At 71.6% G+C, this 22,439-nt stretch carries 19 protein-coding genes; 9 read left to right on the forward strand and 10 right to left on the reverse strand.

The window, feature by feature from the left end:
* The first annotated feature begins 54 nt into the window (after positions 1-54).
* From ACFY9I_RS15090 to ACFY9I_RS15100, 3 genes are all read left to right on the forward strand, one after another.
* Positions 55-1,134 carry an alpha-lytic protease prodomain-containing protein gene (locus ACFY9I_RS15090; protein WP_391001600.1) on the forward strand — a complete coding sequence of 360 codons (1,080 nt, stop codon included), beginning with the start codon at positions 55-57 and terminating at the stop codon, positions 1,132-1,134.
* Between the two features lie 401 nt (positions 1,135-1,535).
* Entirely contained in the window at positions 1,536-5,153 is a 3,618-nt protein-coding gene (locus tag ACFY9I_RS15095; RefSeq protein ID WP_391001602.1) for a DNA polymerase III subunit alpha, read from the forward strand.
* On the forward strand, positions 5,150-6,118 hold the full coding sequence (locus tag ACFY9I_RS15100) for a hypothetical protein (RefSeq protein ID WP_391001604.1): 969 nt from the start codon (positions 5,150-5,152) through the stop codon (positions 6,116-6,118). Before ACFY9I_RS15095 ends, ACFY9I_RS15100 begins: the two co-directional genes overlap by 4 nt.
* A gap of 13 nt (positions 6,119-6,131) precedes the next feature.
* On the opposite strand, the gene ACFY9I_RS15105 is transcribed toward ACFY9I_RS15100, so the two are convergent.
* Complete coding sequence (locus ACFY9I_RS15105; RefSeq protein WP_391001606.1) at positions 6,132-6,506, reverse strand: cupin domain-containing protein; 375 nt, start codon at positions 6,504-6,506, stop codon at positions 6,132-6,134.
* 135 nt (positions 6,507-6,641) lie between these two features.
* On the opposite strand from ACFY9I_RS15105, the gene ACFY9I_RS15110 reads away from it, so the two are divergent.
* The 3 genes from ACFY9I_RS15110 (at position 6,642) to ACFY9I_RS15120 (ending at position 9,134) form a co-directional block, all read left to right on the forward strand.
* Positions 6,642-7,088 carry a MarR family transcriptional regulator gene (locus ACFY9I_RS15110; protein ID WP_391001610.1) on the forward strand — a complete coding sequence of 149 codons (447 nt, stop codon included), beginning with the start codon at positions 6,642-6,644 and terminating at the stop codon, positions 7,086-7,088.
* 172 nt (positions 7,089-7,260) lie between these two features.
* Positions 7,261-8,130 (forward strand): alpha/beta fold hydrolase, encoded by an 870-nt coding sequence (locus ACFY9I_RS15115; protein ID WP_391001612.1) that lies wholly within the window; start codon positions 7,261-7,263, stop codon positions 8,128-8,130.
* Positions 8,131-8,363: 233 nt separating this feature from the next.
* On the forward strand, positions 8,364-9,134 hold the full coding sequence (locus ACFY9I_RS15120; protein ID WP_391001614.1) for a dienelactone hydrolase family protein: 771 nt from the start codon (positions 8,364-8,366) through the stop codon (positions 9,132-9,134).
* A 59-nt stretch (positions 9,135-9,193) separates the two neighbouring features.
* Here the strand turns inward: ACFY9I_RS15120 and ACFY9I_RS15125 are convergent, their stop codons facing one another.
* Complete coding sequence (locus tag ACFY9I_RS15125) at positions 9,194-9,328, reverse strand: hypothetical protein (protein WP_391001615.1); 135 nt, start codon at positions 9,326-9,328, stop codon at positions 9,194-9,196.
* A gap of 137 nt (positions 9,329-9,465) precedes the next feature.
* Between ACFY9I_RS15125 and ACFY9I_RS15130 the strand changes: the two genes are divergently transcribed.
* On the forward strand, positions 9,466-10,125 hold the full coding sequence (locus tag ACFY9I_RS15130; protein ID WP_391001617.1) for a methyltransferase domain-containing protein: 660 nt from the start codon (positions 9,466-9,468) through the stop codon (positions 10,123-10,125).
* 39 nt (positions 10,126-10,164) lie between these two features.
* Here ACFY9I_RS15130 and ACFY9I_RS15135 read toward each other — a convergent pair whose 3' ends face one another.
* Positions 10,165-10,668 carry a DUF402 domain-containing protein gene (locus ACFY9I_RS15135; protein WP_391001619.1) on the reverse strand — a complete coding sequence of 168 codons (504 nt, stop codon included), beginning with the start codon at positions 10,666-10,668 and terminating at the stop codon, positions 10,165-10,167.
* Positions 10,649-11,578, reverse strand: a complete 930-nt coding sequence (locus ACFY9I_RS15140) for a GNAT family N-acetyltransferase (RefSeq protein ID WP_391001621.1) — start codon at positions 11,576-11,578, stop codon at positions 10,649-10,651. Before ACFY9I_RS15140 ends, ACFY9I_RS15135 begins: the two co-directional genes overlap by 20 nt.
* A gap of 71 nt (positions 11,579-11,649) precedes the next feature.
* Between ACFY9I_RS15140 and ACFY9I_RS15145 the strand changes: the two genes are divergently transcribed.
* A complete protein-coding gene (locus ACFY9I_RS15145) occupies positions 11,650-12,018 on the forward strand; it encodes a GntR family transcriptional regulator (protein ID WP_391001623.1) in 369 nt (122 codons plus the stop codon).
* Between the two features lie 325 nt (positions 12,019-12,343).
* On the opposite strand, the gene ACFY9I_RS15150 is transcribed toward ACFY9I_RS15145, so the two are convergent.
* Complete coding sequence (locus tag ACFY9I_RS15150) at positions 12,344-13,114, reverse strand: DUF72 domain-containing protein (RefSeq protein WP_391001625.1); 771 nt, start codon at positions 13,112-13,114, stop codon at positions 12,344-12,346.
* 29 nt (positions 13,115-13,143) lie between these two features.
* Positions 13,144-14,238, reverse strand: a complete 1,095-nt coding sequence (locus ACFY9I_RS15155; RefSeq protein WP_391001627.1) for a DUF5925 domain-containing protein — start codon at positions 14,236-14,238, stop codon at positions 13,144-13,146.
* A 201-nt stretch (positions 14,239-14,439) separates the two neighbouring features.
* Here ACFY9I_RS15155 and ACFY9I_RS15160 point away from each other — a divergent pair, with 201 nt between their 5' ends.
* Positions 14,440-15,858: a xylan 1,4-beta-xylosidase gene (locus tag ACFY9I_RS15160; RefSeq protein ID WP_391002107.1), complete on the forward strand. Its 1,419-nt coding sequence runs from the start codon at positions 14,440-14,442 to the stop codon at positions 15,856-15,858.
* A gap of 36 nt (positions 15,859-15,894) precedes the next feature.
* On the opposite strand, the gene ACFY9I_RS15165 is transcribed toward ACFY9I_RS15160, so the two are convergent.
* The 4 genes from ACFY9I_RS15165 to ACFY9I_RS15180 are packed head-to-tail and all read right to left on the reverse strand — an operon-like array spanning position 15,895 to position 22,427.
* Entirely contained in the window at positions 15,895-19,761 is a 3,867-nt protein-coding gene (locus tag ACFY9I_RS15165) for a lipopolysaccharide biosynthesis protein (protein WP_391001629.1), read from the reverse strand.
* Positions 19,754-20,566: a polysaccharide deacetylase family protein gene (locus tag ACFY9I_RS15170; RefSeq protein ID WP_391001631.1), complete on the reverse strand. Its 813-nt coding sequence runs from the start codon at positions 20,564-20,566 to the stop codon at positions 19,754-19,756. The genes ACFY9I_RS15165 and ACFY9I_RS15170 overlap by 8 nt, the downstream gene beginning before the upstream one ends.
* Positions 20,563-21,585, reverse strand: coding sequence for a glycosyltransferase (locus tag ACFY9I_RS15175; protein ID WP_391001633.1), 1,023 nt, complete (start codon positions 21,583-21,585; stop codon positions 20,563-20,565). Before ACFY9I_RS15175 ends, ACFY9I_RS15170 begins: the two co-directional genes overlap by 4 nt.
* Positions 21,582-22,427 carry a glycosyltransferase gene (locus ACFY9I_RS15180; RefSeq protein ID WP_391001635.1) on the reverse strand — a complete coding sequence of 282 codons (846 nt, stop codon included), beginning with the start codon at positions 22,425-22,427 and terminating at the stop codon, positions 21,582-21,584. The genes ACFY9I_RS15175 and ACFY9I_RS15180 overlap by 4 nt, the downstream gene beginning before the upstream one ends.
* Between the last annotated feature and the right edge of the window lie 12 nt (positions 22,428-22,439).

Raw genomic sequence — 22,439 nt, forward strand, 5'->3', positions numbered from 1 at the left:
GGTCGAAGGGGGTCCCCACAACCCTCTTCGCCAACCCCCACAGGAGGACGTAAGTTGAAGCACCGACGTATATCCAGGCGCCGTGTCGTCGTGACGGGTGCGGGCATCGCCGCGCTGGTCGCAGCGGGAGTCACCTTCCAGACTGCGAACGCGAGTGAGACCGTGCCGACCCCCGAGCCGAAGGCGCTCTCCATCGCGGCGGCCGGAAAACTCGCCTCGACGCTCAGCGGTGACCTCGGCACCGACGCGGCGGGAACGTACTACGACGCGAAGAGCAAGCTCCTCGTCGTGAACGTGCTCGACGAGGCCGCCGCCGAGACCGTCGAGGCGGCCGGCGCCGAGGCCCGTATCGTCGAGAACTCCCTCGCCGAGTTGAAGAGCGCCCGGTCGACCCTCAAGGAGGACGCGACCATCCCGGGTACCGCCTGGGCCACCGACCCGACGACCAACAAGGTTGTCGTCACGGCCGACCGCACCGTCTCCAAGGCCGAGCTGGCGAGACTCACGAAGGTCGTGGACGGCCTCGGTGCCAAGGCCGAACTCAAGCGCACCAAGGGTGAGTACAAGCCGTTCGTGGCGGGCGGCGACGCCATCACCGGAGGCAGTGGCCGTTGCTCCCTCGGCTTCAACGTGGTCAAGGGCGGCGAGCCGTTCTTCCTGACGGCCGGTCACTGCACCGAGGGCATCTCCACCTGGTCGGCCGGCGGCCAGGTCATCGGTGAGAACGCGGCCTCCAGCTTCCCGGGTGACGACTACGGCCTGGTCAAGTACACCGCGGAGGTCGACCACCCCAGCGAGGTCAACCTCTACAACGGCTCCACCCAGGCCATCAGCGGGGCCGCGGAGGCGACCGTCGGTATGAAGGTCACCCGCAGCGGCTCGACCACCCAGGTCCACAGCGGCACCGTGACCGGCCTCGACGCCACCGTGAACTACGGCAACGGCGACATCGTCAACGGCCTCGTCCAGACCGACGTCTGCGCCGAACCCGGTGACAGTGGCGGCTCGCTCTTCTCGGGGGACAAGGCCATCGGCCTCACCTCCGGCGGCAGCGGAGACTGCTCCTCGGGCGGCGAGACCTTCTTCCAGCCCGTCGCCGAGGCGCTGTCGGCGACCGGCACGCAGATCGGCTGAGGTCCGCAGAGCCGGAGCCCGGAGCCCGGAGCCGAAGCCGCTGAGGTGCATGTCTCGCGGGGGTGAGGTTCGCGTCTCGCGGGGGCCATGCCCACGTTCGCGAAAGCCGGTGCTCCGGGTTCTTCCTCAGGGCCGCCATCACCACGGTGATGGCGGCCCCTGCCGTTGCCCAGGCCGAGAGCCCCCAGCAGGAGGCCGGTGATGTCGTCGCCCTCGAATTGCGCGATCGAGCGGGCCACCCGGACGCCCGCGCCCACGGTCCGGGGCGGGTGACGTTTGCGCAGGTGGGGCGGGGCCGAATGGTCATCGTACAGAAGTTCGAAAAGTGGTCTATGGTGGAGGCGAGGAGGCTGTGAACTGATGTTCGAGCCGAATGGGTGATCGAGTGCGGGAGGTGCGGGTTGTCGGGATTCGCGCATCTGCACACCGCCTCCGGGTTCTCCCTGCGCTACGGCGCCTCGCACCCGGAGCGGCTGGCCGAGCGTGCCTCCGAACGGGGCATGGACGCCCTCGCGCTCACCGACCGGGACACCCTCGCGGGCTCCGTCCGGTTCGCCAAGGCCTGCGCGAGCGCGGGGATCCGTCCGCTGTTCGGGGTGGAGCTGGCGGTGGAGGCCCCCGCGCCCGCCGTGCGGCGGACGGCGCGGCGGCGCGCTCCGGTGCGCGGTGGCGCCTTCGTCGACGAGTCGACCCCTCGAGTGGCGTTCCTCGCCCGGGAGGGCGCAAAAGGCTGGGCCGAGCTCTGCAGAATCGTTTCGTCGGCGCATACGGCCAGCGAGGGGCCACCTCTGCTGCCCTGGAAGGAGTGTGCCGCCGAGGGCCTGACCGTGCTCCTCGGTCCCACCTCCGACGTGGGGCGCGCGCTGGTCGCCGGGCGCCCCGACCGCGCCGCGAAGCTTCTCGTGCCCTGGCGGGAGACGTACGGTGACGCCCTGCGGCTGGAGGCGGTGTGGCACGGCCGCACGGGCACCGGCCCCGGCTCCCTCCGGCTGGCCGCCCGTACCGTCGGCTTCGCCGCCGAGCAGCGGATACGGCCGGTGCTCAGCAACGCGGTCCGGTACGCCGACCCTGGCATGGGCCCGGTCGCCGACGTCCTGGACGCGGCGCGGCGGCTCGTCCCCGTCGACCCCCGGGGCGAGCTGGACTCCGGCGAGGCCTGGCTCAAGGGTGCGGGCGCCATGCTGGCCGTCGCCGAGCGGGTCGTCGAGGCCGCCGGCTACCGCCGTGACACCGCCTACCGCCTGCTGGAGCAGACCCGGGCCGCAGCCGCCGAGTGCCTGGTGGACCCGGAGGACGACCTCGGGCTCGGCACCGTCCACTTCCCCGAGGCGCATCTCGTCGGCGCGGGCCGTCGTACCGCCCAGCGGGTGCTGGCCTCACGGGCGGCGGCCGGAATGGTGCGGCTCGGCTACGATCCCCGGCGCGCGTACTGGGACCGTATGCACCAGGAGCTGGACGTCATCGCGTACCACGGCTTCGCCTCCTACTTCCTGACGGTCGCCCAGGTCGTCGACGACGTACGGAAGATGGGCATCCGGGTCGCGGCGCGCGGCTCCGGCGCCGGCTCCCTCGTCAATCACCTCCTCGGTATCGCCCACGCCGACCCCGTCGAACACGGCCTGCTGATGGAGCGGTTCCTGTCCAAACGGCGGACCGTGCTGCCCGACATCGACATCGACGTGGAGTCCGCGCGTCGCCTGGAGGTCTACCGCGCGATCATCGACCGGTTCGGCACGGAACGGGTCGCGACCGTCGCCATGCCGGAGACCTACCGCGTCCGCCACGCCGTCCGTGACGTGGGCGCGGCGCTCTCCCTGGACCCCGCCGACATCGACCGGATCGCCAAGTCCTTCCCGCACATCCGGGCCCGTGACGCGCGCGCGGCGCTCGAAGAACTCCCGGAACTGAGGAAGCTGGCGGGGGAGAAGGAGCGGTACGGCCGCCTGTGGGAGCTGGTCGAGGCGCTCGACGCACTCCCTCGCGGAGTCGCCATGCACCCCTGCGGAGTGCTCCTCTCCGACTCCTCCCTCCTCGCCCGTACGCCGGTGATGCCGACCAGCGGCGAGGGGCTGCCCATGTCCCAGTTCGACAAGGACGACGTCGAGGACCTCGGGCTGCTCAAGCTCGATGTGCTGGGCGTGCGGATGCAGTCGGCGATGGCCCACGCGGTGGCGGAGGTGGAACGGGCGACGGGGAAGCGGGTCGACCTGGACGCGCTCGACTTCGAACGCGGCCCCGGCGACCCGGCGACGTATCGGCTCATCCGTTCCACCGAGACCCTGGGCTGCTTCCAGATCGAGTCGCCGGGTCAGCGGGACCTGGTGGGGCGGCTCCAGCCGGCCGCCTTCCACGACCTGGTGGTGGACATCTCCCTGTTCCGGCCCGGTCCGGTCGCCGCCGACATGGTGCGGCCGTTCATCGCGGCCCGGCACGGGCGGGCACCGGTCCGCTACCCGCACCCGGACCTGGAGGCGCCGTTGAACGAGACGTACGGGGTCGTCGTCTTCCATGAGCAGATCATCCACATCGTCGACATCATGACCGGCTGCGGCCGGGACGAGGCGGACCGGGTGCGGCGCGGACTCTCCGACCCCGAGTCGCAGGGGCGGATCCGGGTCTGGTTCGCACAGCACGCGGCCGCCAAGGGGTACGACGCCGAGACGATCGCCCGGACCTGGGAGATCGTCGAGGCCTTCGGGTCGTACGGGTTCTGCAAGGCACACGCGGTCGCCTTCGCGGTGCCGACCTACCAGTCGGCTTGGCTGAAGACGCATCACCCGGCGGCGTTCTATGCGGGATTGCTCACGCACGACCCCGGGATGTACCCGAAGCGGCTGCTGCTGGCGGACGCGCGGCGGCGCGGGGTGCCGGTCCTGCCGGTGGATGTGAACCGGTCGGCGGTCGCCCACCGTATCGAACTGGTGTCTGAATCGGGGGAGTCGGAGAGGCTGGAAGAACCGGGATCGGAGGGGCCGGGACCGGGGCCGGGATCGGAGGTACGGGGATCGGAGGAACGGGGATCGGAGGGGCCGGGGCCGGAAGGGGCGAGGGGAGGCAAGGCCTGGGGGCTGCGGCTGGCCCTCTCCGATGTGCACGGCATCAGCGAGGCCGAGGCGACGCGGATCGCGGACGGGCAGCCGTACGCCTCGCTGCTGGACTTCTGGGAGCGGGCGCGGCCCAGCCGCCCGCTCGCTCAGAGGCTGGCCCAGATCGGCGCGTTGGACGCGTTCGGCGCGAACCGGCGTGATCTGCAACTGCACTTGACCGAGCTGCACCGGGGCGCCCGGGGCGCGGGCGGCGGCCAGTTGCCGCTCGCGGGCGGACGGAGGACCGCGTCGGCCGGGCTGCCCGACCTCTCCTCGGCGGAGCGGCTCAGCGCCGAGCTGGGTGTGCTGTCGATGGACGTCTCACGCAATCTGATGGACGACCACCGGGCGTTCCTCGACGAGCTGGGCGTGGTGCCGGCGCGGCGGCTGCGCACGGCGCGGCACGGAGAGACGGTGCTGGTCGCGGGCGCCAAGGCGGCGACCCAGACCCCGCCGATCCGCTCCGGCAAGCGGGTCGTCTTCACCACCCTCGACGACGGCACCGGCCTGGTCGACCTCGCCTTCTTCGACGACTCCCACGACACCTGCGCCCACACCGTCTTCCACTCCTGGCTGCTGCTGGTGCGCGGAGTGGTGCAGCGGCGCGGCCCGCGCAGCCTCAGCGTGGTGGGCGCGGCCGCCTGGAACCTCGCCGAGCTGGTGGAGCTACGGCGCGAGGGCGGCCTCGACGCGGTGGCGCCCCGGCTGGCGGCGCCCATGGCCCCCGTGGACACCGGGGCCTCGACGGACGGGGCGGCGCCCGCGGACGCCGGTGGCGCCCCTGGACGCGGCGACACCGACCGCCGTATCCGCATGTCCACCGGTTACCGGATGCATCCATGGGCCGATCTGCGGCCCGCGGGCGAAGAGCCCTCACAAGGTCCTTCTCGGATACGGAAGTTGTGGCACCAGAGTCCAGGGAGTGCGGGATGACGATCTTCTGCGTACGTTTCCAGCTGCCGTCGGGGTACGAGGCCGCCCTGCCCGGTCTCCTCGGCCTGGTCGAGGACTTCACCCCGGTCGTGGAGGCGCTGCCACCGGACGGGGCGCTGGCCGATCTCCGGGGCGCCGAACGGTACTTCGGCCGGGACGCCGAGGAACTGGCCCGATTGATCCGGGTCCGTGCCCTCGCGCTGTACGGCGTCGACTGTCTGATCGGCGCCGGTCCCGGACCGCTGACGGCGCGGCTGGCGCTGGGGGCGGCGGCGCCCGGGGCGCCGTGCGCGGTGCCCGAGGACCTCGTCGTGGACTTCCTCGCCGAACTGCCCGTAGCCGCGCTGCCCGGCGTCGGCACCGCGACCGCCCGCACCCTGTGCGAGTACGGCCTCGAAACCCTCGGCGGGGTCGCCTGCGCGCCCCTGTCCACGCTGCAGCGCCTGGTCGGCGCGCGGACCGGCCGCGACCTGCACGAGAAGGCGAACGGCGTCGACCGGGGCCGGGTCGTACCGAACGCCGTCGCCCGCTCGCTGGCCAGCGAACAACCCTTCCCCCAGGACGAGTTGAACCCGGACCGGCACCGCCGCGCCCTGCTCGCCGGCGCCGAGGAGCTGGGCTCACGGCTGCGCGCCCTGGAGAAGGTCTGCCGCACCCTGACCCTCACCGTCCGCTACGCCGACCGGTCCTCGACGACCCGCACCCGCACCCTCAAGGAGCCGACCGCCCACTCCCCGGCGCTGACCTCGGTGGCCTACGCCATGTACGACGCCCTCGGCCTCCAGCGCGCCCGCGTCCGCGCGATCGCCCTGCGCGCCGAAGGCCTGACCCCCGCCGACCAGGCCTCCCACCAGCTCGCCTTCGACCCCGTCGACGAGAAAGTCCGCCGCATCGAGGAGGTCGCCGACCGGGTCCGCGCGAAGTTCGGCCCGCACGCGGTGATACCGGGGACGCTGGCGGCGTGACTCATTCGGGGCATCAGTTCGCCCACGGCGGCACGATCCATGTGCCATCGGCCAGCTCGGCCTCCAGGCCGAGGGAGGTGGTGACCCAGGTGACGGCGGTCTCCGACGTCGGGTTCTCGACGGCGAGGGTCGCGCCGGCGTTGATGATCAGGGTGTCGCCCGCGGTGACGCGGTCGGTGCGGCCGTCGAGGGTGACCAGCAGTTCACCGACGAGCAGATGAAGGATCTCCTCCTTGCTGACCGTGTGCGCGGGCGCCTTGGTCCCCGCGGGGATCTCGCCCCGCCAGGCGGCCAGTTCCGTGCTGCCGGTGAGAGGAGTGGCGTACGAGACGAAACGGGCACCGTGGATCTCGTGTACCACGGCCTCGGACGGACGAACTATGGGCATGTGGGCCTCCGGGAACCTTCTGCGACCTGTCGAAGTCTTCGGGTGCAAGTCGGATGTCTGTCGGTAGATAGTCAAGCTACTTGACCTATATGGTCAAGCTACTTGACTGATCCGTCAAGGTGTTTCAATGCAGGCGTGCAGAACTCCGAAGCCATGGCTCTGACCGCCGCCCTCCTTGCCGCCGCCGGTGATCTGACGCGCCGTATCGACGAAGGGGTCGCCGCCCGCGGCTTCGAGGTGCGGCCCTCGTACGGGTTCGCGTTCACCCGGCTTGCCCCGGACGGTGCGACGGTCACCGATCTTGCCGTCCATCTCGGGGTGACCAAGCAGGCGGCCAGCCAGCTGGTCGACGAGCTTGTGCGCAAGGGGTACGTCGAGCGGCGACCGCATCCCCAGGACGCCCGTGCCCGGCTGATCGTGCTGACCGAACGGGGCTGGGCCTGTGCGCGGGCGGCGGAGGGGGCGGCGGCCGAGGTGGTCGAGGCGTGGGTGGAGGTGCTCGGCGGGGAGGGTGAAGTGCGGGCGTTGCGAGACGGGTTGCTGCGGATCGCGCCCAACGGTCCCGTTCGGCCCACCTGGTGACGGTTCGGCGTCACATGTCAGTGTCGCGACCGTCACTTGAAGTTTTTACTGTCGCGTAACTTCCCACTTTTGCTACTCGCTCGTAACTTGGCGGAGAAGAACAGCATCCTCGTGATCCGGATCACAGGGCGAACGTCGTCGCATGTCCCTTGAGCCGCAAGGAGATCACTCGATGCTGCCCTGGAAGCGCCTGCTCAGACCGTTGGCCGCCCTGTGCCTGGCCGCCGCTGCGACCGTCTTCCCCGTCACCGCCGCCGAAGCCGCCGACACGGCCGCCGCACCCAGCCGTGGCTGGAACGACTACTCCTGCGAACCCTCCAGCGCCCACCCCCGACCCGTCGTCCTCGTCCACGGAACGTTCGCGAACTCCGTCGACAACTGGCTCGGCCTCGCGCCGTATCTCGTTAACCGCGGCTACTGCGTCTACTCCCTCGACTACGGGCAACTCCCCGGCGTCGCGTTCTTCCACGGACTCGGCCCCATCGACAAGTCGGCGGAGCAGCTCGACGCCTTCGTCGACAAGGTGCTCGCCGCGACCGGCGCCGCCGAGGCCGACCTCGTCGGTCACTCGCAGGGCGGCATGATGCCCCGCTACTACCTCAAGTTCCTCGGCGGAGCCGCCGAGGTGAACGCCCTCGTCGGTATCGCGCCCTCCAACCACGGCACCACGCTGAACGGGCTCACCGGGCTCCTGGAGTATTTCCCCGGCGCCGGCGACCTGTTGTCCAGCGCCACCCCCGCCCTCGCCGACCAGGTGGCCGGGTCCGCCTTCATGACCAGGCTCAACGCCGGCGGCGACACCGTGCCCGGTGTCGCCTACACGGTCCTCGCCACCAAGTACGACGAGGTGGTCACGCCGTACCGGACCCAGTTCCTCGACGGGCCGAACGTCCGCAACATCCTCATCCAGGACCTCTGCGCGCTCGACCTCTCCGAGCACGCGGCGATCGGCCTCCTCGACCGCATCGCGTTCCACGAGGTCGCCAACGCCCTCGACCCCGCCCATGCCACACCGACGACCTGTCTCTCGGTCGTCGGCTGACACGTGCGAGTACGGCCGCCGGTCGTCGCACGGCGGCGGGCATGGGGTGCTCTTCGACGCGGTCCTGGACGGCTCCGGGTGGGGCCCGGGCGCCGGAGGGCGATCGGCAAGCCGGCCCCGAGGGAACGCGGAAGCGGGTTCCCGTGCGGGCCGGTGATCCGTTTCTTACCCGGGTGCGGAACAATCCGGTTTCGCGCCAGTTGGAACGTCAGTCGAGGCGAAGAGGAGCGGCCATGACCGCCGTGCGTGGAACATCTGTGGACATCGTCACCGAGGACGGTACGGCCGACGCCTATCTCGTCCATCCCGACGACGACGCCTCACATCCGGCGGTACTGTTCTACATGGACGCGTTCGGACTGCGACCGCATCTGAGGGCCATGGCCGACCGGCTGGCCCGTGCCGGATACACGGTCCTCGTACCCAATCTCTTCCACCGTTCGGGACGGGCCCCGGTGTTCGATCTGCCCGAGTTCATCGACCCGGGAGCACGTCCCGAGCTGTGGGACCGGATCCTGCCGGTCGTGCTGACGCTCACGCCGGAGCTCGCGCTCCGGGACGCGGGGGCGTACCTGAGGTGGCTGGCCGAGAGCCCGCGGGCCGCCGACGGGCCCGTGGGGATCACCGGCTACTGCATGGGCGCCCGGCTGGCGCTGCTCACCGCCGGGGCCTTCCCGGAGCAGGTCGCCGCGGCGGCCGGATTCCACGGCGGCCGTCTGGCGACCGACGACCCCGACAGCGCGCATCTCGCGGCGGCCCGGATCACCGGCGAGGTGTACCTCGGCCACGCGGACCAGGACCCGTCCCTGCCCTCGGAGCAGATCGACCGGCTGGACAAGGCCCTCACCGAGGCGGGCGTCCGCCACCGCACCGAGGTCTACACGGGCGCGGCCCACGGCTACACCCAGGCCGACACCGCCTCCTACGACGCCGAGGCGACGGAACGGCACTGGGTCGCTCTGCTGGACCTGCTGCACCGCACCCTTCCACAGCCCGGGCGGTGACTGAGCCCCCGTGCGCGTCCGCGCGCCGGGGGCGTCGGGCGGCCGGAGCCGCGGGGCGCTCAGCCGTCCGGCCACCAGGTGCGCGCGATGTCCTTCCGCACTTCCCGACGCTCGACGGGGCGTTCCTCGGCCTCGTCCCGCACTCGGCGGGACGGGGACTTCCTCAGGGGCTTCTGCACGGTCGTACGGCGCATGGCTGCCTCCTTGCGTCTACCGTGTTCCGCGATTTCACGGAGATAGACCTGTTCCGGGAGCGTTCCTCATCGTTCGTGCTCTGTCAGTGGCGGCTGTCACCATCAGGACTGTCAGTGGCAGGTGTCACTCTGGCGGCATGACCAACATCGACGACGGTGAAACCTCCCGAGCCCCTCGAACAGCCGGGAACCCGGCGGCGAACGACCCCTCGGCGGCCGTCGACTGGGACGCGGAAGCCGCCACGTTCGACGACGAACCCGATCACGGCCTGCGTGATCCCGTCGTCCGGGAGGCCTGGGCGGCCCGGTTGCGGGACTGGCTGCCACCCCATGCCTCGGATGTACTGGACCTCGGCTGCGGCACGGGCAGCCTGTCACTGCTCGCGGCCGAACAGGGACACCGGGTGACAGGGATCGACGCCTCTCCGGCCATGGTCGCCCTCGCCCGAGGCAAAGCCGCCGGACGCCCCGCGGTGTTCCTGGTCGGGGACGCGTCGGCTCCGCCCGTGGGGGAGGAGCGGTTCGACGTGGTCCTCGTCCGCCATGTCCTGTGGGCCCTGCCCGACCCCGGGCGAGTGCTGCGCCGCTGGTGCGGCCTCCTCCGGCCCGGCGGCCGGCTCGTGCTGGTCGAGGGCGTCTGGGGCACGATCAGCCCGGTCGGCATACCTGCCGACCGGCTGTACGAGCTGGTCGCGCCGCTGGTGTCCGACGCGGTGGTGGAGTGGCTGGGGGACAACTCCCCGCTGTGGGGGAAGGAGGTCGAGGACGAGCGGTACGCGGTACTGGCCCGTCGGTGACCGGCACGCCGGCGGCGACTCCCCGTGCGCGGCGACCGTCTACGCCAGCAGTGTCTCCAGGCCGCCCTCGGAGGTGGCGAACACCTCCAGTTCGTCGAGGGCTGCCACGGCGGCCGCCGCGGCCTCCGGGTCACTCTCCCTGAGGCCGCTCTCCTCGAACTCGTCCTCGTCCAACCGCAGTACGGTCCTGCCGTCGGCGGAGCGCCACAGGTCCAGATCGAGGTCCTCCACGACGAGCTGTCCGTCGGCGAAGGTGGCCGGGCGGGTGACGTCGCAGTACCAGCCCTTCAGCCCGCCCCGCGCGTCACGGACCTCCTTCACGGCGTACCACCGGTCGCGCCAGTAGTACTCGGTGAAGACATCGCCGGGCCCGAATCGCGCGAACCCGAAGTCCCGTACGCCCGGGCTCGCCCAGGAGGCGTGGACGGAGATCCGGGTGCCGTCGTCGCTCAGCAGCCGTGCGGGGTAACGGATCTTCGTACGGCCCGCCTTGAGCAGGACGACGTCCAACTCCTCGTGGGAGTCACCCGAGTTCGCGGACATGACGCACCTCCGTCGCACACACTTCGTACCCGAACCACTTGTTGACCGCGAGCATCGGCCCGTTGTCGCTGTCGTTGCCGGTGAAAGCCTCCCGGTAGCCGGCGGCCCGGGCGCGGTGCAGGGAGTCGTTCTTGGTGAGTTTGGCCAGACCCTGGCCGCGGAAGGCGCGGGCGGTGCCCGTCATACCGGTGAAGTAGCGGTCCCGGCCGTCCGTGCGGGCCGCGGTGAACGCGACGGGTGTGCCGTCCACGACGGCGACCGTGCTCAGTCCGTGGTCCAGCAGCGGGTGGTGGTAGGTCTCCGCGAGCCACAGCTCGTAGTCGTCGAACAACGCGTCGAGGTCGCCGGGTTCGTCCGCCGATGCCTCTGCGTCCAGGGCGAACAGGGGACGCGGGTCGTCGGCGAAGTCGGCGGCGGTGCGCAGCTCGACGCCCTCCGGCGGGGTCCGAGGCGGAGGGAGGGTGCCGTGCGCCAGGTCCAGGCGGAGGAAGTGCGCGGAGCGGCTGGGTGTGTAGCCGCGCCGCTCGGCGAACGCGCGGTTCTCCGGGGTGTCCAGCACCCAGGAGAGCAGCCGCTTCGCCCCCACCGCCGTCAGCCGTTCCTCGGCGGTGCGCACCAGCAGGGTTCCGGCGCCCCGGCCCAGGTGCTCCGGGTGCACGTACACGTTCAGGTAGCCCTGGCCAGGTACGGGGCTGTCGTCGGCGATGCCCATCTGCACAGTGCCGATCACCTCGCCGTCGGCCTCGGCGACGAGCTGCCGGTAGTGGGCATCGGGAGTCGCGTGCGTGGCGTCATGGAGCAGGGACTCGGCGGTGCTGACCATGAAGGGCAGGGCCCGTCGTCTCACCTCGGCGAAGGCCTCGGCGTCCACGGGGTCGGCGGCACGGAGGTCGCGCACGATCGGTGTCATGTGAGCGCACGCTACGCGGGGCGCACGGCCGGCTGCCTCCGAATTTCCCGCGGGTACGGGACAATCGCCGCGTGACCTTGAAGATTCGCATCGAAGAGGGGGCGGCGCCCTACGAGCAGGTGCGCGCCCAGATCTCGGAACAGGCCCGGTCCGGGGCGCTCCCCGTGGGGTACCGGTTGCCCACGGTACGGGGGCTCGCCGAGGAGCTGAGGCTGGCCGCCAACACCGTCGCCAAGGCGTACCGCGCGCTGGAGACCGACGGGGTGATCGAGACGCGGGGGCGCAACGGAACGTTCGTCGCTGCCGCCGGCTCGGCCGCGGAGCGTGAGGCGGCGTCAGCCGCGGGGGCGTACGCGGAGCGGGTACGCCGACTGGGGCTGAGCGAGGCGGATGCCCTGGCCGCGGCCCGGGATGCCCTGCGGGCGGCGTACGCGGAGTAGAGCGTTCCGCCGGGGGTTCGCAGCGGTCCGGCACCGCCCCGGGACGTGCCGCCGTGGCTGAGTGCCGTCACGGCGGAGAAGGGGCGAGCGCCGGGAGCAGCAGCAGCGCGAGCGGGTCGGGCCAGGCCAGGCCCTCCCGGGTGGCCGGCGACCGCGTGCGTGCTGGTTGGAGTGGGCGTCAGGCGACCGATCGTGTGCTGGTTGGAGTGGGCGTCAGGCGACCGAGTGCGTGCTGGTTGGAGTGGGCGTCAGGCGACCGAGTGCGTGCTGGTTGGAGTGGGCGTCAGGCGACCGAGTGCGTGCCGGCTGGAGTCGCGTTCGATGGCTAGGCCCGTGCCAGGTGGTCCGGCGTGCGCGTCGGGCTCAGGCCGGCCTGTCTCGCCGCCCGTGCGAATGCCATCGCGTCCCGCACGGCCGCCGCGTGCGGGTCGTTGTTGAAGTAGACGTAGAGGTCGGCGGTGGTGGGCCAGGTCTCGGCGAGGCGGTGGCTCCAGGTGGTCAGGGCTCGGGCGCCGTAGTGGGGCCAGGGACGGGCTCGCCCCTGGTGGAGGCGGAGGTAGCCCCAGTCGGTGGTGCGCCAGAGCGGGGTCGCCGGGCGGGAGTGGGTGTCGGCCCAGCACAGGGCCGCCTCGTGGGACTCCAGGACCTCACGGATCTCAGCGGTCCACCAGGAGTCGTGGCGGGGCTCGACCGCGACGCGGGTGCGGGAGGGGAAGCAGCCGAGGCAGGTGTCCAACAGCTCCGCGTCGGCCCGGAGCGTCGGCGGGAGCTGCAGCAGGACCGGCCCCAGGCGGTCACCGAGGCCCTCCGCATGGCTCATCAGGCGGCTCACCGGCTCCTCGGGGTCCCGTAGCCGCTTGATGTGGGTCAGGTACCGGCTCGCCTTCACCGCGACCACGAAGTCCTCCGGCACCCGCGCCCGCCACGCCTCGAAGGTCTCCCGCGCGGGCAGCCGGTAGAACGCGTTGTTGATCTCCACCGTGGCGAAGCGCGCCGCGTACTCCTCCAGCCAGAGCCGGGTGGGGCAGCCCTCCGGATAGAGGGCGCCCCGCCAGTCCTTGTACTGCCACCCCGACGTTCCGACGAACAGGGTCATACATCCATCAAAGCACTCCGGGGTGCGCCTTACAGATACAGGCCCGCGTCCGTTCCGCCCCGGGGCTCGGGGAGCGAGGTGGGTGACGTGCCGCGACGCAGGGCGTACAGCTCCGCCAGGGTCGCGCCCTCGCGGCCCACGCCCTCGTCCGTGCCCAGCCAGTTCACCGCCTCCGCGCGGGTCAGGGCGCCCACCTCGATCCGGGCGAGACACCGGCCGGGTCGGACCACGGCCGGGTGGAGGCGCTCCAGGTCCTCGTTGGTGGTGACGCCCACCAGGACGTTGCGGCCCTGGCCGAGAAGGCCGTCCGTCAGGTTCAGCAGCCGGGACAGCGCCTGGCCCGCCGTGTGCTTGGCCTCGCCCCGGATCAGCTCGTCGCAGTCCTCCAGGAGCAGCAGCCGCCAGCGGCCCTTGCCGGAGGAGTCCTCCTCACCGATCGCGATGTCCATCAGATAGCCGACGTCCGAGAAGAGCCGCTCGGGGTCCAGGACGCAGTCCACCTGGCACCAGTCCCGCCAGGAACGGGCCAGCGTGCGCAGCGCGGAGGTCTTGCCCGTGCCGGGCGGACCGTGCAGCAGCAGGAGGCGGCCCGCGATGTCCTCCGGGGTCGTCTTCATCAGGCGGTCCATCGCGTCCGCCACCGGCGCCGTGTAGTTCGGGCGCACCTCTTCCCAGGTGCCCGCCGAGATCTGCCGGGTCGTACGGTGCGGGCCCCGGCGCGGCGAGACGTACCAGAAGCCCATCGTCACGTTCTCCGGCTGCGGCTCGGGCTCGTCGGCCGCGCCGTCGGTCGCCTGGCCGAGCACCTTCTCCGCCAGCTCGGCGGTGGTCGCGGTCACCGTGACGTCCGCGCCCCGGTTCCAGCGGGAGACCAGCACCGTCCAGCCGTCGCCCTCGGCGAGGGTCGCGCTGCGGTCGTCGTCCCGCGCGGCGCGCAGCACCCGGGCGCCCGGTGGCAGCAAGGTGGCCCCGGAGCGCACCCGGTCGATGTTCGCCGCGTGCGCGTACGGCTGCTCGCCCGTCGCGAAACGGCCGAGGAACAGCGCGTCGACGACATCGGACGGGGAGTCGCTGTCGTCGACGTTGAGCCGGATCGGCAGTGCGTCGTGTGGGTTGGCAGACATGCCGCCATGATCCGTCACCGAGGGCTCTCCGTGCACCCGCTTTCCGCAGTGCGCCGGGTGTGTCCGCCCCTGATCCGACCGTGGTGCGCCGGTTGCGCACGCCGGGTTCCGCGCCCCCGTGCACACACCTCGTCCGATCGCGCAGGAGTTCACCGGCGGAAGCTCCCCTACCACCGTCCCGCGCGGTTACTGTTGCCCATGATGGGATGTCATGGGTGGAATTCGGGGGAACAGCGGTGGCGGCTCACCGCCCTTCTCGGGGTGGGGGCGGCCGTGCTCGCCCTGGTCGTGACCCTGCTCACCACGCTTCCCGGGAACGGCGGCAGCACCGCCGGCACCTCGCCCGACGGCGACAAGGTGCACGGCACACCCGCCACCCCGCCCGGGGACATCGGCCCCGACGTGGGCTGGGGCTTCACCCACACCCAGTTCAGCGCCGACGAGGGCAGCGCGTCCGCCGTCGAGCGCGTCCAGAAACGCCTCGGGGAACAGCCCCTGCCGCAGATCCAGCACATCATGGGCTGGGGCGCCTCCAACCCCGAGCCCGTCGAGGGGCGTTACGACTTCGAGGAGATGGACCGGCGCGTCGACTTCGTCCGCGCCACCGGTGGCACGCCCGTCATCACCCTGTGCTGCGCGCCGGACTGGATGAAAGGCGGCGAGGCCGGCGCGGACAACACGAACTGGAGTCAGGCCTCGCTGGAGACCGCGCCCGAGCCGGAGCACTTCGCGGACTACGCCGCGCTCGCCGCGACCGTCGCCAAGCGGTACCCCGACGTACGGCACTTCATCGTCTGGAACGAGTTCAAGGGCTTCTGGAACGACGCGGAGGCCCGCTGGGACTACGAGGGGTACACCGAGCTGTACAACCTCGTCCACGCGGCTCTGAAGAAGGTCGACGAGGACATCATGGTCGGCGGGCCGTACCTGGTCATGGACAGCCTCGATCCACGGCAGAGGCAGGACGCGTCCACGTCGTTGAAGGGGCCGTGGGGCGCCATGGACCAGCGGATCCTCGACGCCTTCGACTACTGGAACGAGAACAAGGCCGGCGCGGATTTCGTGGTGGTGGACGGGTCCAGCTACACCAGGGACGACGAGATGCTGCCCGACGAGTTCGCGGCGACCGACAAGTTCACCGCCGTGAGCGAGTGGGTGCGGGAGCGCTCCGACGGTCTGCCGCTGTGGTGGGCCGAGTACTACGTCGAGCCCGCCGACGGTGACGACAACCGCCACGGCTGGTCCGAGAACCGTCGCGCCGCCGTGCAGGCCTCCGGGCTGATGGCCATGGCCCGGGGTGGGGCGACCTCCGGGTTCTACTGGAACCCGGAGGAGAAGAGCGGGAAGTGCCCCGGGTGCCTGTGGACCCCGACGGACACGCGCGACGGCGGTGAGGCGCTGCCCATGTACGAACTGCTGGCCCGTTTCAACGAGGAGTTCCCGCCGGGGACGAGGTACGAGACGGTGTCCGTGGCGGCCGACGACAAACCCAATGTCCGGGTGCTGGCCGATGACAAGGCCGTGCTGGTGGTCAACACGCTCGACCGCGGGATCAGCGCGGACATCGACGGCGAGAGGTTCGACATGGGCGCGTACGAGGTGAAGTGGCTCAAGAGGTGACCACGGTGCGAGGCACGTGAAGAGGGCCGCGCCACCTCATGACGCGCCCATCGTCAGGAACCTCTGCACCAGTGACGCCAGCAGAAGTGCCAGGAGCGGCAGGCTGAACCAGAAGCTGCTCTGGAGCCACCGCAGTTGACGGATGCTCGGGCGGACGGCCACGCGGACCACCTCGCGGACGCTCAGCAGGAGGACCAGGACGATCGCGGCGAGGCCGCCCACCACCGACCAGGGCGTCCAGGTGACCTGGGGACCGATGGGGCCGGGGTCGGGGGCGGGGGCCTTCCCGGTCTGCTCGCGGAGGGCGAAGACCGTGGCGTCGGCGTTGGCGAAGACCCGCTTCAGTTCCGGGCGCCCGTCGAGGTTCCGGATGAGCCTCGGCTCCCAGTTCCCGGGGTAGCCCGCGTTCATCTGGAGGTTGGTGACCTGGCTGCGGTTGACGATCAGGTAGGAGTTGGCTCCAGCGTCCTTCAGCGCCTTGACCACGCCGGACACCAGGACCGGGTCGCTCGGGGCGAGCGTCGGCACGTACTCGACCTTCTCCATGTCCCGGGCGCCCCACGGCATCGCAGGCGTCACGTTGTTCACCGGGTCGTCGCTGAACCAGAGCAGCCGTACGGTCGGCTCGTCGTGGGCGTAGACGTACTCCATGGCGGCGACCTCGCCCGGACGGACCCGCTCGAAGGGCTCGTTGCCCCAGCGGGCGACCAGGAAGCCGCCGATCAGGACGAGGCCGGCCAACAGGGCGGCCAGCGGGGCGAGGCTCCTGCGGTCCTTGTCGCGTTCCTCGGCGGTGGCGCCGGTGCGCGGGAAGAGGGCGAGGCCGGCCAGCAGCGCGGCGCCTGGCAGGGCGAACATGAAGACCCGCAGGGCCATCTCACCGCCGTACGACTGCATGCCGAAGCCCAGGAACGGCACGAAGGTCAGGACGAGCAGGGAGCGCTCACGGTACTTGTTCCGGCGGCGGCGCCAGAAGCCGTAGCAGGCCAGGAGCATGACCAGGCCGGCGAGGGCCACGCGCGCGTAGAGGACGAGTTTGTGGGTCGAACTGCCTTCGCCGATACGGCCGGAGACGGAGGAGGTGACATTTCCGCCGACGCCGCCGACGCCGCCGAAGAGTTCGTCGAAGTGACCGGACCAGTACGGCTCGGCGAGGAAGCCCACCCAGACGGCGACCATCACGGCGAACAGGATCGGCAGGCCGCGCAGTTCGCAGCGACCGACCACGACGAGGGCCGCGAGGACGCCCAGCATCACGAACGGGGTGAGCTGGTGGGCCGGGACCGTCGCCGCGAACAGCGCGATCAGGACCATGAGCAGAACGGCTCGCTGCCGGCGGTCGGTGGGTTCCACCTCGGCCTCGCCCGGGCGCACCCCGCCCCACAGCATGTGCGGGGCGCGGAACCAGACGAGGAGGATCGCGACGAAGGCCAGATAGAGGAGGTAGGTGAAGCCCTGCGGGGAGAAGTAGTCCTGGCCCACCCAGCCGCCGAGGACGAAGATCCAGATGCCGGTCCACTTGGCGCGCCAGCCCGCCCGCATATGGCGGGTGAGGAGGAACAGCGGGGGCAGATAGAGGAGTTGGACGGCCGTCGGCCACCAGCGGATGATCTCGGTGAAGTCCGTGATCCCACAGGCCCGGGCGACGAACGCGGCCGCCGCGAAGAAGCCCGGCCAGCTCCAGCGGGCGTCCAGGTCGGGTACGGCCGAGCCGGTGCGGTCGATGTAGTCGATGAAGCCCAGGTGCTGCCAGGCCGTCGCGAACCGGGGTTCCGTCTCGATCACGGCGGGCAGCGCGTGCAGGGAGAACACGGTGGCCAGCAGCGTGATCAGCAGCAGGACCCGGTGCTCCCGGGCCGGCCACAGCAGCGAGGCGAACACCGTGGCCAGCAGCGCCGCCCCGACGAGTGTCGGCGTGGGCAGCACGGAGACCAGGCCGAGCCCGCCCATGCGGTCCAGGTCCGAGTCGTCCAGCGCGAGAGCGGGCAGCCAGTAGAGCCCGAGCGCGCAGAGCAGCAGGAAGCCCAGGGCCGCAGCGGTGATCGCGGGGTGCGACAACCGTTGTCGCGGGGGCACGGACGATGCCTCCCGCGCGGGCGGCCTCGGCCGCTCGGGTACGGCAGGGCGCGCGACCTCCGGTTCACGTACGGGGGCGACCTCGCGCAGCGCCTGCTCGGCCTCCTCGAACGGGGCGTCCGCCTCCGGGGCCCCCGCCGGTCCCGGGGAGGACTCCGAGACGGGCCCACGCTCTGTCACGGGCAGCCCGAACGCCGGTGGCATCCCGAGCCGGCGGGTCGGCCGGTCCTGGGCCCAGGCCGGCCGGTGGTCCTCGCGCACGGACGCGGTTCCGGCGGGCGGGGTGCCGGGGCCGGGCCGTACGTCAGGGCGGCGCTCCAGATGGTCCAAGTCGACCTGGACGCCGAGCGCGAGAGTGTCGGAGTCGAGCCGCCGGGACCAGGCGCCGCTCTGCCTCCTGGCGGCGGAGGCCACCCGGCCCAGGTCGGCGAGGTCACCGTCCGGCGCCGCGCCCGGGGGCACCTCGGCGGGCCCGGCGGTACGCAGGATCCGGAACAGCCTGGGCGCGGCGATCAGCACGATCACCGCGAGGCTGGAGATCTCGGCGACGCCCGCGCCGGTCAGGCCCATGCGGGGGAGCAGGAGCAGGGTCAGGCCGAGGACCAGGGCGCACAGCAGGCCCTGCAGCCAGGCCAGTCCGGCCGTACGGCTCTGGGCGCGCAGTACCGCGAAGTACGTCTCCATCACGACCCGCAGCACGGCGCCCACCGCGAACCAGCGCAGCAGCGGCGTCGCCGCGTCCGCGTAGCCCTGCCCGAAGACCGCCAGGATCCACGGCGCCCCGAAGAACAGCACGCCGCACACCGGCAGCATGATCCGGGCCATCCGCTTCAGCGCCGCCCGGGTGTTGGAGGCGAGGCGGGCCGGGTCGTGGGCACCCTCGACGGTCAGCGAGGCGCCCATGTTGATGGCGAGCAGATTGACCGTGCCGCCGATGGTGGTGGTGATGTAGAAGTACGCGTTGTCGGCGGAGCTCACCTGGGCGGCGACGATCACCGGCACCAGGTAGACCACCGCGAGAGAGAACAGCGAGCCGGTGTAGTCGCCCGCGAGGAAGCGGCCGATCTCCCTCCACGACGGCGGACGCGCGTGGTCCTCGGTGGCCTGCACATGCTTCGGGATCAGCCGCCGGAACACCAGCCAGCCCAGCGGCAGCACCGACATCGCGATCGCCGCGACCCAGGACACGAACACACCCATGGTCGGGATCGCGGCGGCGAACCCCACCAGCAGCACCAGCTTCACCGCCGAGAACACGGTGTTGCCCACGGGCACCCACACCGCGCTGCGCAGCCCGGTGAGCACCCCGTCCTGGAGCGTCAGCGTGGACCAGGCGACCACCGCGAGCACGAAGAACACGGCGTTCACCGGGTCGTGCAGGAAGCGGTACGACGACCCCCACAGGCCCAGCGTCAGCAGGAACACGCCCGCCGCGAGCGCCACGACCACCGCACTGCCCGCGTACGTACGGAAGATCAGCCGTCCGGTGCCGCGCCCCGCGACCGGGATGAACCGGGCCAGGGCGCCGGTCAGCGTCAGCGCGGTGAGCCCGGCCAGGAGCTTCATCGCGGCGATCGCGGCGGAGCCCTGACCGACCGAAGCCTCGGTGTAGTAGCGGGCGGCGGCCAGCCAGAAGCCGAGGCCCAGCACGGCCGAGATACCGGTGTTCAGCATCAGGGCATAGGCGTTGCGGAACAGCTGGTCGCCCCCCGCCCCCTTGCCCAGGCCGGGCAACCGCAGCCTGCGGCCGGCACCGGACTTCCGCTCGGTCTCCTCGGTCGTACCGGTCTCGGCCTGCCCGGCCGTGGTGGTCGTCGTGTCAGACACGGGAACGGATGGCCTTCCGGACCTGTCGTGCTCTTCGGACCATGGCGTACCCCTTGGTCAGGGCACGGTCCCGGGCGAAGTCGCGGGCGATCGCACGGCCCTCGACGAGCCGCTCGAACTCCGCGATTCCCGTGGAGCGCCGCACGGTCACCCGTCGCAGCGCGTACGGGCCCTGCGCGCGCCGGGCGAGCGCGTTGCCGACCGCGAGCGCCTGGCCGAACCCCGTCTCCCGCACCGCGACGCGCACCCGGCGGCTGGAGTAGCCGTACGGGTAGGCGAACGAGGCGGGCCGGGTGCCCAGTTCGTCGGCGACGATCTCCCGGCAGCGCCGCAGCTCGAACCGGAGCCGGTCGTCGTCGAGCATGTCGAGCTGCGGGTGGGTGTGGCTGTGGCCGCCGATCTCGACGCCCTGGCCGCCGAGTTCGCGTACCTGGTCCCAGTCGAGCATGGCGTCGAGGGCGCCGCCGTCGTCGTACGGGCCCTTGATCCAGGCCGTGGTGACGAACAGCGAGGCCGGGAAGCCGTGCTTGACGAGGACGGGCAGGGCGTGGCGGTGCACGCCCTCGTAGCCGTCGTCGAAGGTGACCAGGACGGGCCGGGTGGGGAGCGGGCGCCCCAGGCGCCAACCGGCCGCCAGATCCGCCGTGTCGACGGGGGTGAGGCCCAGGTCGTCGATGAGCGCCATCTGTTCCGCGAAGGCCTCCGGGGTCACCGACAGGTCCCTCGTGGCGTCGTTCGGCGCGGTGGACACCGCGTGGTACATCAGGATCGGCACGGCCGCCGCCGCTGTCGCTGATTCCGTCATGACGAGCCCCCCTCGCTCCCCTCGCCGGCCGTGCCGCCCGGGATTCCGCCGACGGAGAACGTGACCTCACCCCTGCGGGCCCGGACGCTCCCGACAACGTACCCCCCGGCCGCCGCCGCCACCCCCGCGACGATCGCGCCCGCGCGTCCCGCGCCCCCCGCACGGCCGAGCAGCGCGTCCCGCAGGCCGCGCGCCACCCCTGCGGGCAGCACCCGTGTGGTGTACCGGCGCTCCGACTCCAGCCCCTTGCCGGCGCCGACGCTCCGCGCCACCAGCGCCTTCGACAGGCCCTCGGCGTAGGTGCGCGTGCGGAAGTACCCGAAGCGCTCCCGCGCGCCGGGCACCCGGTGGTGGATCACGGCACGGTCGTCGAGCAGCAGGACCGCGTCCGGCCGTGCCCGGGAGAGACGGATGCACAGCTCCGTCTCCTCGCAGCCCAGCGGGCGCTTGTCCCCGTCGCGGCCGATGCCCGTGGCGAAGCCCCCGGCCGCGTCGAAGGCGGTGCGGCGGAACGAGGCGTTGCCGCCGAGGACGTTGCGGACCTCGGCGACACCGCCGGGCAGCCCCTTGTAGGCGCAGCCCACCACCCAGTCGAACTCCTGCGGGAACCAGGCCGGACGGCGGCCGGACGCCCAGATGGGCACCGTACGGCCGCCGACGGCCATGACCCGGGGATCGGCGTACCCCTCGACGAAGTAACGCAGCCAGTCGCGCTCGGCGACGGCGTCGTCGTCGAGGAAGGCGATGATCTCCCCGTAGGAGGCGGCGATGCCCGTGTTGCGGCCCGCGGACAGCCCGCGGGGGCCCGCGTTGGCGAGCACCCGGATGTCACCGCTCTCCTGGTGTTCCTTGTACTCCTTGGTCAGACGCTCAAGGAGGACCTGGTTGTGGTCCACCACCAGGAGCGTCTCCAGGGCCGGCCGTGACTGGGCGCGCACCGAGGAGACCGCCGCGAGGATGTCCTCCCAGCGGTCCTCGGTGTACACACAGATCACGACCGAGACGGTCGGCTCGTTCAAGACACCTCTCCCCGACCGGCGGTGAGCATCGTGGCGTGCGAACGGCGGCGCAGGGCGCGCCGGTTGGAGCGCTCCCGCAGGATCACCCTGAGCACGCGCAGCCCGTCGCGCACGGCCCGCAGATTGCTCGCCCCGTGGATGCGCAGATACTCGTGGCTGGGGATCTCCTGCACCTTCAGGCCCGCCTTGACGACCCGTATGTTCATCAGGGTCTCCACCTCGAAGCCGGTGCAGTCGAGGTCGATCTTGTCCAGACAGTGCCGCCAGAACGCGTTGTAGCCGTAGCACAGGTCGGTGTAGCGGGCGCCGAACTTGCGGTTGACGGTGGTGCACAGCGCCCAGTTGCCGAGCTTGCGGATCAGGGTCATGTCGTCGGTGCCGCCGCCGTTGGCGAAGCGGGAGCCCTTGGCGAAGTCCGCGCCCGAGACGAGGGCGGAGACGTACGACACGATCTCGTGGCCGTCGGCCGAGCCGTCCGCGTCGACCATCACGATGATGTCGCCGGTGCACGCCTCGAAGCCGGTGATGAGGGCGTCCCCCTTGCCCTTGCCCTGCTGCGGGACGACCTTGACGTCCGGCCACAGCTCGCGGGCCACCTCGACGGTGTTGTCGGTGGAGTTGCCGTCGACCAGGACCACTTCGTGGATCCAGCCGGGCAGCGTCTTGAAGACGTACGGAAGGTTCTCCGCCTCGTTCATGGCGGGGATCACCACACTCACCGGTGGCGCGATGGCCAGGTGGTTGGAGATCGGCCGGTACTTGGCGAGCGCCGACGTCTCGACGCCCCTGGTATCGGGTTCAGCTTCGGATTCGGATACCGCCGGGCGCAGAACTGAGCTCATGAGTCTGGTCCC

The sequence above is a fragment of the Streptomyces sp. NPDC012510 genome, from assembly GCF_042955065.1.
In the GTDB taxonomy this organism is placed as follows: Bacteria; Actinomycetota; Actinomycetes; order Streptomycetales; family Streptomycetaceae; genus Streptomyces.